This window comes from Rhizobium sp. NZLR10 (genome assembly GCF_019685125.1).
Taxonomy (GTDB): domain Bacteria; phylum Pseudomonadota; class Alphaproteobacteria; order Rhizobiales; family Rhizobiaceae; genus Rhizobium.
The window spans coordinates 153,762-163,751 of the sequence record NZ_JABDWE010000019.1 but is presented as its reverse complement, the minus strand read 5'-3'; the positions used below and the strand labels follow the sequence as shown (position 1 = coordinate 163,751).

The 9,990-nt window shown below is 56.2% G+C and carries 8 protein-coding genes and 2 pseudogenes; 7 read left to right on the top strand and 3 right to left on the bottom strand.

The features are described from left to right. A pseudogene (locus HJB82_RS25460) lies at positions 1 to 216 on the bottom strand (DUF6030 family protein); the annotation flags it as partial. A 106-nt stretch (positions 217 to 322) separates the two neighbouring features. On the opposite strand from HJB82_RS25460, the pseudogene HJB82_RS31795 reads away from it, so the two are divergent. The 5 genes and pseudogenes from HJB82_RS31795 to HJB82_RS25440 form a co-directional block, all read left to right on the top strand. Further along, positions 323 to 464, top strand: a pseudogene (locus HJB82_RS31795) (methyltransferase domain-containing protein); the annotation flags it as partial. Between the two features lie 266 nt (positions 465 to 730). Then, on the top strand, positions 731 to 1,156 hold the full coding sequence (locus tag HJB82_RS25455) for a helix-turn-helix domain-containing protein (RefSeq protein WP_221117517.1): 426 nt from the start codon (positions 731 to 733) through the stop codon (positions 1,154 to 1,156). Between the two features lie 233 nt (positions 1,157 to 1,389). Beyond that, positions 1,390 to 2,613 (top strand): YcaO-like family protein, encoded by a 1,224-nt coding sequence (locus HJB82_RS25450; protein ID WP_207581443.1) that lies wholly within the window; start codon positions 1,390 to 1,392, stop codon positions 2,611 to 2,613. Further along, positions 2,610 to 3,317: a TfuA-like protein gene (locus HJB82_RS25445; RefSeq protein WP_207581442.1), complete on the top strand. Its 708-nt coding sequence runs from the start codon at positions 2,610 to 2,612 to the stop codon at positions 3,315 to 3,317. The genes HJB82_RS25450 and HJB82_RS25445 overlap by 4 nt, the downstream gene beginning before the upstream one ends. Before the next feature lie 101 nt (positions 3,318 to 3,418). After that, positions 3,419 to 3,667, top strand: a complete 249-nt coding sequence (locus HJB82_RS25440) for a hypothetical protein (RefSeq protein WP_207581441.1) — start codon at positions 3,419 to 3,421, stop codon at positions 3,665 to 3,667. A gap of 369 nt (positions 3,668 to 4,036) precedes the next feature. Here HJB82_RS25440 and HJB82_RS25435 read toward each other — a convergent pair whose 3' ends face one another. Continuing rightward, positions 4,037 to 4,243 (bottom strand): hypothetical protein, encoded by a 207-nt coding sequence (locus HJB82_RS25435; RefSeq protein ID WP_007630845.1) that lies wholly within the window; start codon positions 4,241 to 4,243, stop codon positions 4,037 to 4,039. Between the two features lie 1,265 nt (positions 4,244 to 5,508). On the opposite strand from HJB82_RS25435, the gene HJB82_RS25430 reads away from it, so the two are divergent. Both HJB82_RS25430 and HJB82_RS25425 read left to right on the top strand, forming a co-directional pair. Next, positions 5,509 to 5,661 carry a hypothetical protein gene (locus tag HJB82_RS25430; RefSeq protein WP_207581439.1) on the top strand — a complete coding sequence of 51 codons (153 nt, stop codon included), beginning with the start codon at positions 5,509 to 5,511 and terminating at the stop codon, positions 5,659 to 5,661. A gap of 232 nt (positions 5,662 to 5,893) precedes the next feature. Continuing rightward, the gene (locus HJB82_RS25425; RefSeq protein WP_207581438.1) at positions 5,894 to 6,943 is read left to right on the top strand and encodes a glycosyltransferase family A protein; all 1,050 of its coding nucleotides are present in this window, start codon (positions 5,894 to 5,896) and stop codon (positions 6,941 to 6,943) included. Here the strand turns inward: HJB82_RS25425 and HJB82_RS25420 are convergent. Continuing rightward, positions 6,932 to 9,982: a trifunctional glycosyltransferase/class I SAM-dependent methyltransferase/polysaccharide deacetylase gene (locus HJB82_RS25420; RefSeq protein WP_221141852.1), complete on the bottom strand. Its 3,051-nt coding sequence runs from the start codon at positions 9,980 to 9,982 to the stop codon at positions 6,932 to 6,934. The two genes, HJB82_RS25425 and HJB82_RS25420, sit on opposite strands and share 12 nt — an antisense overlap. Positions 9,983 to 9,990 lie beyond the last annotated feature (8 nt).

Sequence of the window (9,990 nt, the reverse complement as noted above, 5' to 3'; positions counted from 1 at the left end):
GGGCAGGGGTTTGGGGGGAGGCGGCTTAACGTCAGCAGGAAAGAGATCGAAGCCAAAGTAATGGCCCACCGTCTTCAAGTGTTTCATATCGTTGGAAAGAAGCACCGTTCCCATGACCAGCGAGAGGGAAATCGTCAGCAGCAACCAGAAGACCACGGGAATCGTCCGTTTTCCCACCGGCAGTTTCGCATTTGCGGGCGATGAATTCTCAGGCAAGCTTGTCTTCTCCGGTGCGAGAAGGGTTTCGATCGGGCTGTCTAAATCCAGCAGTATACATTTATCCGTTAAATATCTTTGGCTTCGTGTCGGCAATTGGACGCCTTTGGGATGTGGTACTGGCGGGCAGCCGCTGCTCCCGCGGACAAGGGTTATTATGTCGTCGGCGTCGATCTTCCGGCGATGGTATTGCCAAGGCCAATATCAACTATCCCAACCTCCCGCGGAATATCGGCTCGGCCTATGACGCTCGTCGCTCAAAAGCCTCTTTAGAGACGGCGTCGAAGTGGCGCCGATTTCGAACAGCATTCGTCAATTTCGAGGGGTGCGGCAGAGCGAGAGAGCGCTTTATGCAGCCTCTCCAGGGCATCCGCTGCAATAATCCACAGGTTGTTTTTTTACTGTGTGCAGTGCTGAAAAAAAGTCCTTACCAAATATTTACTTTTAGTTGCATTTTTGCTTAAACTCTCCATTATACAGCTGGGCGTGCTGATGAGGTGGGAGACTTATTCACATGAAGGCTAAATCCCCGAATTCGATCGACGTCTATGTTGGCAACCGCGTGAGGATCCGGCGAAAGACGCTCGGGATGACCCAGCATGGTCTGGCCGAACTTCTGGGCATTACCTTCCAGCAGATCCAGAAATACGAAAAAGGCACGAACCGAATAGGCGCCAGCCGTCTTCAGCGCATATCCGAGATTCTTCGCGTGCCCATCGGCTTTTTCTTCGAGAACGGCGGTTCTGGACCGATCGAAGGCGAGACTAGCGAATTGAACAAGTTTTTGTCCTCGAAGGAGGGGCTGGCGCTCAACAAGGCATTCATCGCCATCGAGGATCCGAATATCAGGCAAAAACTGGTGGCATTGGCCAAAAGTCTGGCGGTCGCGGGATTCTCTGAGATCGACGGTGAGTTGCATGATCCGGTTGTAAACGGCTAAGGACGGATCGTGCTTCATCTGCAGGCATTCGGCGATCTGCGGTTGATCGAGACGAGTGGCGACTTGGTTCGCTACCGGATCAAAGGGCTGTTGACGACAGCCTGTATTTTTGCCAGCCATTATAGGCATACCTGGCGAGGCAGGCGCCGTCGTTCGTCGGCGCAGGTGCCTTCGGCTACGTCGATGGCTGAGGCGGTGTCCTGACACACCGCGCCCACTATTCCGACAGGATCATGTCGCCGGGGGAAACTCTTTCCCGCGTCGAACCTCTTTTGGCCAGATTCGGCATTACCAGGGTTGCACGACATACCGGATTGGACGACATCGGAATCCCTGTCTGGTGCGCATATACCCCGAATTCGCGGTCGATCGTGATTGCGCAGGGAAAGGGCCTGACCGATCTGGACGCCAAGGTATCCACTGTCATGGAAGCCCTCGAACGGGCGGTCGCCGGCGAGCCGTTCGTCAAGCTCGTTCACGGTTCCTCTTCTCGCTTGCAGGCGATGGGCTGCGAGGTCGACAGGTTGAGCTGCCTGACCGCCGTCCATAAACCCGATCTCGGGCCGGACGACGAGACGGAATGGGTTGCCGGCGTCAATATCCTCAGCGGCGGCGAGATCCACATTCCCTTCGAAGCGGTGGTGCTCGACCGGACGCGTAATGCGCGATACTGGATGTCGTCGGATGGCTTGGCTTCGGGAAACAATGCCGAGGAGGCAATCTTTCATGGCGTACTGGAGCGTATCGAGCGCGACGCCCATGTGTTGTGGCAGGTCGGCGGGGAAGCCGATCTTTATGCCCGCTGCGTCGATCCCCGCGGTTTTGGGGATGGCGCCCTCAACGGGCTGATCGACAAAATCGAAGCATCGGGATTGGCGCTCAGGCTGTTCGATATTACCAGCGACATCGCAATCCCCTGCTTCACCGCCATGCTGGGCCCCGGGGAGCTTGTTCCGGCCCCCAGGCATCTTCACGTCAGGAGTGATCTTCGCGGTGGCAGGGATCTTCGCCGTAAGAGGGACATTCGCCTTGTCGAGGTAACCGGCGGCACCGGGGCGCATCCGTTCCCGGTGCGCGCGGCCATTCGCGCGGTGACGGAAGCCGTGCAATCCCGGCTGACCCATATTAGCGGCGCCAGGGACGATATTTCGCCTGCAACTTTCTCGAGATCCCTCCCGCCGCTGATGCGGCGAGCCTTCGATGCGGTTGCCGCACCGCCTGCCACCCTCCATCGTGACGGTGCGGCAGGCCAGCAACAGGATCTGACGCATCTGCTGCAACATGTGCTTGACGCGCTGCGCAGCAGAGGGATTGCTTCGGTCATCACAGTGCGCCTCAGCGACGACACGCTTCCCTTCAGCGTCGTCAAAGTCGTTATCCCTGAACTCGAAAATCCAGAGGGGGAACGCGCCCGGCGATTTGGGACTAGGGCACTGGCCAAGGCGATAGGGCTTTGAAGATCATTTTCGCAGGTCCCAGTCTTCCCGATGCGGCGTTGCTTGCCGGCGAGGCGATCCGCGTCCTGTCGCCTGCCATGCAAGGCGATGTCCTGGCTCAGGTGGAGCAGGGCGCCAATGTCATCGGCTTGATCGACGGCTGCTTCGAATATGCCGCACCGGTTTGGCACAAGGAAATTCTCCATGCTCTCTCGCTTGGCGTGGCCGTCCTTGGGGCAGCAAGCATGGGCGCCTTGCGGGCCGCGGAATGTCATCCGTTTGGGATGATCGGGATTGGCCGCATTTTCGAGGACTATCGCTCCGGCCGGCTGGTCGACGATGCCGCCGTCGCACTCATCCACGCGCCGAGCGCACTGAGCAGCAAGCCACTGACGATCCCGCTTGTCAATGTCAGCGCCACGCTCGATGCGATGGAGGATCGCGGGCTGTTGGCAGCCGGGTTGCGCCAAAAGCTCGAAGATGCCGCAAGCGCGATCTTTTTCAAGAAGCGGACCTGGCGGGCGATCGTCGAGCAATGTGCTGACATGGCCGAGCCCGGCCGTCCGCAACTGCTGGCGGCCCTTGCTTCGAATTCCGTCGATCAAAAACGTATCGACGCGCTGGAATTGCTGAAGGCCGTGCAGGACGCCCGCGACATTCGCTCGAATGCCGATCTGCCTTGGACACTGCATGAGACCTCATTCCGGACTCGACCTGCACCGTGAATCGAAGGCGGCAATGTCACCGGGGGTTGTGTCACGCTTTTTTCACGGGCTGGATCACGTCAGCGCGCGTATCATTCCTTCAATTGAAGGGAGAAATGCACATGGGCGTGACATTGGCTGCCAAGAGAGACGCAGACCGCGCGGCGGAAGACGGTCCCGACGAACTCATCGCGCTGGCGCGAATGATCGCCTATGCACGGCAGGTCGCTCAGGATGTCAAACTGCAGCTCGCGACGAACTGCCTCGATCTGGCGCTCGAGGCCGTGAAGCAGGAGGTGGGGGAGGGGTTGACCAAGGAATTGGCCGAATTGAGTTCGCCGGTCCCGCAAGTAAGCGTGAGATGTCATTAACGCGTCGATCACGCGACTTCACACCTTCGAACCCACGCATAACCGCGAAAATCAACATCGATTTTCGCGGTTATGCGTATGTGAGCACTCGTCGATCGAAGCAGAGCCCTTCGATCCCGTCGCGGGGGAAATAGCGGATTGAAGCCGAACCCGCGCGTTGGCAATCGACCAATTGCGGCTAAGAGAAAGCCCGGCTAGTTGCAGGTCGCTGATGGTCGGCGCGTTAGGATTTGCCGGTTCCCGTCACATGGGTAGTTTCAAGCGAACGACAAACGATCTTCTTGACGTTGCTTCCGGGTAGGGAAGCGGCGCGAATTCGCGTTTACATGTCTACTGCGCGACCGGCCGATCGAGGGCCGGTCCCTGATCTCAATGGGTCAGATTGCGCTTCTGGGCCAGCAGTAAAATGTAATCGTCGGCAATGTCTGCGATGGCCATCGCGACTTCCGCCGGATCGCACCCCTCGACCCTCGTATTTGCAATGAACTGATAAACCGCCTTCTCGATCTGCTTCCGGCAGATCATCACGCGTTCATCGTAACCAAATTCCGGAATATGCGATGCCATATCACTCATCAGGTCGGCTCCCTCACTACTTACAGTGACCATGACACAAATTACAAGTTGAGCAAGCAAATGCTTTATGAAGGGTTAATTCCCTCTCGAGGTGCGGCCATTTCGACACAGGTTTGGCATACCATCAGACCTTCCGGCGTGTTGAAACGAGACGGGTCTAGGGATGCCGGGCGTGTCGTGTCGAAAGGATCCCGCACGAGGCCGACGCATCGGCCTGGCACCGGTATCTCAATCAGCTGTGCCGGAATCCCTGCACCGGATTGCGAAATCAACGGATCGGTTGTTGCCGGCTTGAGCGGCGCAATTGTTCCGTGTCGTGCTGTGTAACCGCCTGATTCTGCGATATATTGAACCATCGTACATCTCCGCTGCCTTCATCCGGCGGTCCTAAACTGCACCGGCACCTCTCGGGCGCGTCATCATCTCCATGACCGTCAGGGCCGTCAATTGTGATCCTGCCGTCGGTATGCCCGGCAGGTTGTCGGGCGGCTGCGGGGGAACGGTTTCGGTCGATTTTCTGCTCTCTGGGAAACCGAAACCGAGGCCGACGGATAAAACAAACTGCGACTGGTCATCGTAGTTATCAAGTAAATTTTTATCAAAAGGTTAAATAATAAGTTTCAGACAGAGGTTGTATTTAAGCATCAATCAAAAGGCGAATAAAATTCTAAAATGCAATAATCGCATGGCATATCTATTAATAGTCTCAATAATTTTATTAGTTTCTATCATGCGCCTATGTCGACCATGTTACATGATCGGATTGAGGAAGTTACGTTCATGCGTAAATAATTCGGTTACCGACAGAAAGTATAGCTTCTGATGCGGGTTGACGAGCGACGCACCTGCCATCCTCATTCGAAAATGTGAGGTTGTCTCATTGAGCGTATCTCTTCCGCGCGACATCACTGTCCGATGCAATATTTTGCGATGCCGACATAGAGGCAACAGCAATCGCTTGCGACAATCTTCCGCAAGCAAAGTTGAGGACCCGTCGGGGTGGGTGACGGGTCCTCCGGTAGGAAACGCTTGCACAGTGCGTAGGTATGATTGCAGTTAAATTCGATCTTGTCCAAGATTATTATTGGGGTTATTATAATTTATGTAAATTATTACTTTAGCTATGGTTCTCCGGCGTAGTATCCTTCAAGGGTCGCCGAATGGAGAGCTCACTCCGACGAGCATTTTCAACCATCTATAATTTTTAGGACCAGGCGGCGACTGTGTCTTAGCTGCGCGCGGTCGGGCGGCCGCAGCCGGCGAGAATGCCGATCAAGCAATTGAGCATACCGTTCGATCCACCGCAGATGCGAGGCCTGAGCGATGCGAAACGGAGTACCGTTGTCGCCAAGCTGGCAAACCTTCTGATGGCCGCGGCCGGCGTCGCGGCGAAGGAGGCGAGCAATGACGAGCAATAATCTCCTTCCCGCCACGGTGCTGAAGCGCAAGGCGGGATGGATACAGATCAGCTTCCTCATAGGTAGATGGTGACCGTCTTTTTGGCGGCGCGCGTCGCTTTTGCACCGGCAATCTGTCGACTACGAACAGCTGCTGGCTAGAAATATCTTGTCGAATAACCATTACTCCATCTATTGAAACTCAAACGTCCATCTTGGTGTAACTTCTTTGCGATCGTGTGGAGTTGAGAGCTTGAAGAAATCGGCAAGAAGTGAAGCAACTGTTGCTGTTGTAATCCCGGCCTACAACGCGGAACGAACTCTGGCTGAAACAATCAACAGCGTTCGCAATCAAACGCATCATGCGCTCGATATCGTCGTGGTGGACGACGGTTCCAAGGACGATACCCTGGCCATTGCGCAAGAAATCGTTAAAATTGATCCGCGCGTGCGAGTATTGAAGCAAAGAAATTCAGGCGTCGCTGCTGCTCGAAATGCGGGTTGGCGCTCTACCCCTGCCGACCTAGTGGCATTCCTAGATGCTGATGACCTTTGGTCACCTGATAAAATTGAGCGACAATTGGTGGCATTGGAGACAGGCGGCCCACAAGTCGGGCTAGTCTACACTTGGTATGCGATGATCGACCATAAGAATTACGTCATTTACCGGAGCAATGAGATTTCCGTCGAGGGAGATGTGCTCGACGAAGTACTTGCCAAAAACTTCATTGGAAATGGAAGCTCGCCACTCGTACGGCGGAATGTCCTCGAGGCGACCGGAGGATTTGACTCCTCACTCCAACAGCGCGAGGCGCAGGGATGTGAAGATTATTTCTTCTACTGCCTGGCCGCTGAACTCTCGCATTTTGTAGTGGTGCCGGATCATCTTGTCGGCTATCGCCAAACCCCCGACAACATGTCAGCCAATCTGACGCGAATGCTTCGGTCCTGGATTCTGGTCGCGGATGAAATGCTAACGAGACACCCGGAAAAGGGTTTTGCAATCCGGGCCGGCCTACGCCGCTGTGGCCGGTGGCTCGCCCAGAGGGCTGTTGAACAAGGCCAATATCGCGCGCTCATCGGACTTGTGGCTACCATGTCGCGACATAACAAGCCAATTGCCGCCGAGATGCTTGTGGTTGACGCGAGATCAAAGGCAATGACGAGCCTCAAAAAAAAGGCCCGATCATGGCTGAAGCAGGAACCTAATTTCTCTCCAAATCCCAATCATCGCTTTGCTCTAGGAACAAAGTACGATGCGGGTTGGACGGTGGACCCCCCCATTCTTGTCTCAGCCAAATAGCAGATTTGCGAACTCTGACTGGGTGATCCCGCGAAAAACCTCCTGTCTTTTCAATGCGAGCTTATCGGCATCCGCCCGCACCGTGCCGCCGACGCAGCTTAACCCGATCCGGTAACCACATTGTTCGGCTATGTCCCGGATAGCGGGGTCGAAGTCGCCGTACGGATAAGCGACCGCCAGCACTTCTCGACCTAGGCGTTTTTCAAGCATAGCTTTGGAGCCAGCAAGCTCTCGCAATAGGCTCTCCGGTGCCAGGGCAGGTAAACGCACGTGCCGGACACCGTGGGCGCCCAGCGTCACGTCGCTGTTCGCGACTGCCGCAAGTTCCTCCCAAGTTAGCAGTGGAGCCGGCGATCCATAGGCCGAATCCCATATTGCGGAGCCGCCGACCCTATCGGTTGGGACAAAGAGTGAGGATGGGAAGCCGTATCGATGTAGCAGTGGGAGGGCATGCGTCATGAAATCGCGCGTAGCGTCGTCGAAGGTCAGGACTAATGTCTTTTCTGGCGGTTTGGCACCTTCATCGAAACAAGCAAGCAGCCGGTCCAAAGTCATCCCGCGCCATCCGGCGTCGCGCAGGAAGGCCAGTTGAGTTTCGAAGGCCTCCGGAGATTGGCGGTATCGAGCAAGCTGTTCCACACCGTCGTCCGAAATCTGATGATACATCAAGATCGGGACATCGTTCCAGTCGGCGGCCGCTTCCACAACTTGCCCCCCTCTCCAGCGTACTTGGCTAGCGACCTGAAGAGGCAAAGGCTGCGCCGTGTTTACTTCCACGCGTGTCGGCTCAAGGAAACCCCCGTGCTCCACCTTCTCGAACCTTTGGATTCTATAGAGCGGACTCTTGGCTTCGACCGAGAGAGTTAAATCCGGATGCTGGTCAAACATCTCACCTATGCCGACCGCACCGAATTCATGCGGCCACCCAAATCCTGTCTCATGCGGCATATCAATCAGGAGGTTGGCGTGGGCAGTAACGAACCAACCACCAGTGCGAAGACTGCCCGCAATCTTATCGACTATCTGCTGGAGTTTTTCTCTGTTCTCGAAATAGTACAGAACTTCACTGCAGACAATGAGATCGTAAGGCCCTTCTAGCTCGTCGCTCAAAAGATCCAACTGCCGATAGGTTACCGCGGAATCATGGTCCTGAAGCGAGGCCGCTCGAGCGACTGCCGACGCCGAAATGTCGGTCGCCAGCAGGTTGTCGACGCGGGAGGCCAACATCCGTGTAAAGGTTCCTTCCGCGCAGGCCAGCTCAAGGCCGTTTGAAAAGCGCCGATCGTCCAACAACGAGAGTGTTTGAAGATATTTCACAGTCTCATAGTTGTTTCGGTAGTCCCAAGGGTCGACCTGGGAAAACAGCTCCTCCCAGTACGCCTCCGTATCGTATCTCGGCACCTCATCGCCCGCTGGGCCGGTTTTTTTCGACGGCGTCTCCTTGGACATCTGCGTTGAGGCTGCAACCGCCCGCTGGGTTTCCTCTTCAACGATTCGATCGAATTCAGCGCGCCCGGTATGCGCCATGCCTGATATCGAGTCGACACGTGTTGGTGTCGGCTCCTTCTTGCTCCACCAACCCGTTACTGTCTTGGCTTCGGCCCAATTTGATATTTTCGCCATGAGCTTCAGCACCTGTTGAGCTACTCCGCTGTAGCTTGGCGCTGCCATGCTGGCGGAGGCGGCGCGCCCGTCATCCTGATCAGGAAGATTGACGAAGCCATCTTCTGCCAACAAAACCGCTGTTGGGTGCTTCAGATCGTCGAACTCCGGGCCGAACATCGTCCGAAGTCGACTTCGTATAGCATCCGCTTCGATTGCTCCGAAGACAACAAACTCCAGTTGCCCCAGCAGCGTCGAAGCTCGCCAGATGCAACAGCGCAACCGCTCAATGCCGGGCAAGATAAGGTCGACGATAGGTCGATCCAAATCAATTGGCTGTATCCTTGTTGTTCCGATCGTGGCGGGCACGTTGGTCGGCAGCTGGTCAGCGACCTTTCGCTCCAGTGAACGAATCAACAGGGACCCAAAAGCTTCTTGGGGACCATGCCGGTTAAGCCAAGCCTCTAGGTCCGGAAGCTTGCCCTGGATCTTCGACCAAAGTCCGGGCCAAATCGGCTCGTCGGGGAAGGCGCCGACCACAATCCCGTCTATCATTATTGCGCTGAGCGCGTAGGCGTCGGCGTCAGGTGGGATAGGCTCTGCCACCCGCTCAAGCAGTTCACCAGGATTGTCGCCCTGACCTATTGAGGCGCCGACAAGCCAGATCGCGAGATACCAGCACGCCGTTCCCAACGCAGCTTTTGTTATTCCCTGGGCGAGCGCCGGCACCGGATAGGCGATGCGCGGATCGGAATGGTGGCCGCGCCGGATCACCTTAAGACCAAAATCGAGATGCTTAACCCTGTTTGACGACAGCGAACCGGCCTCTACGCTAACGTCAGCCATCAGGCCTTCGACCGGCGCAAATTCGGCGCCCACTCGAGCGAGGCGCTGCCACAGGTCCCAGTCCTCGCACATTGTCATCTCTGGATCGAAGCCGCCGAGTTCTGCAAGTCGGGACCGGCGAAGCAAGGCGGCGTGGATCGCGAAGGGGCAATAGCGCGCTGCGTCGGCAAACGGATTGTCCATTTTTACTGCCGGGTGAGACTGCCACCAGGGAGCACCATTTTTCAGACGGCGCCAACCGCAATGCAGAATGTCGGCCTGCGGCGACGTTCGTGTGTGATTCAGCATGGTTTCGAGATGGAAGGGTGCCAGCGCGTCGTCTGAGTCGAGAAAGACGACCCAGTCGCCTTTCGCCTGTGCCAGTCCCGCATTGCGAGCAGCTGAAACGCCGCGCTGCTCCTGCCGCAGCACACGGAAGCGCGTATCCCGAGCCGCGAAACGGTCCGCGATCTCAGCGGTCTGATCGGTTGAACCATCATCAATGATGAAGCATTCCCAGTCGGCATGACTTTGCGCTATCAGGCTTTCCAAAGTCGAAGAAATCGTTGTTTCCGCTCCATGCGCCGGTGTAATGATGGAAACCATCGGCATAATTGTTG

What these genes read in the sequence shown, in the direction of transcription:
- HJB82_RS25450 (WP_207581443.1), top strand. Translation starts at nt 1,390, where the DNA reads ATGTCGCCGGGGGAAACTCTTTCCCGCGTCGAACCTCTTTTGGCCAGA.
- HJB82_RS25430 (WP_207581439.1), top strand. Translation starts at nt 5,509, where the DNA reads ATGCCGATCAAGCAATTGAGCATACCGTTCGATCCACCGCAGATGCGA.
- HJB82_RS25440 (WP_207581441.1), top strand. Translation starts at nt 3,419, where the DNA reads ATGGGCGTGACATTGGCTGCCAAGAGAGACGCAGACCGCGCGGCGGAA.
- HJB82_RS25435 (WP_007630845.1), bottom strand. Translation starts at nt 4,243, where the DNA reads ATGAGTGATATGGCATCGCATATTCCGGAATTTGGTTACGATGAACGC.
- HJB82_RS25455 (WP_221117517.1), top strand. Translation starts at nt 731, where the DNA reads ATGAAGGCTAAATCCCCGAATTCGATCGACGTCTATGTTGGCAACCGC.
- HJB82_RS25420 (WP_221141852.1), bottom strand. Translation starts at nt 9,982, where the DNA reads ATGCCGATGGTTTCCATCATTACACCGGCGCATGGAGCGGAAACAACG.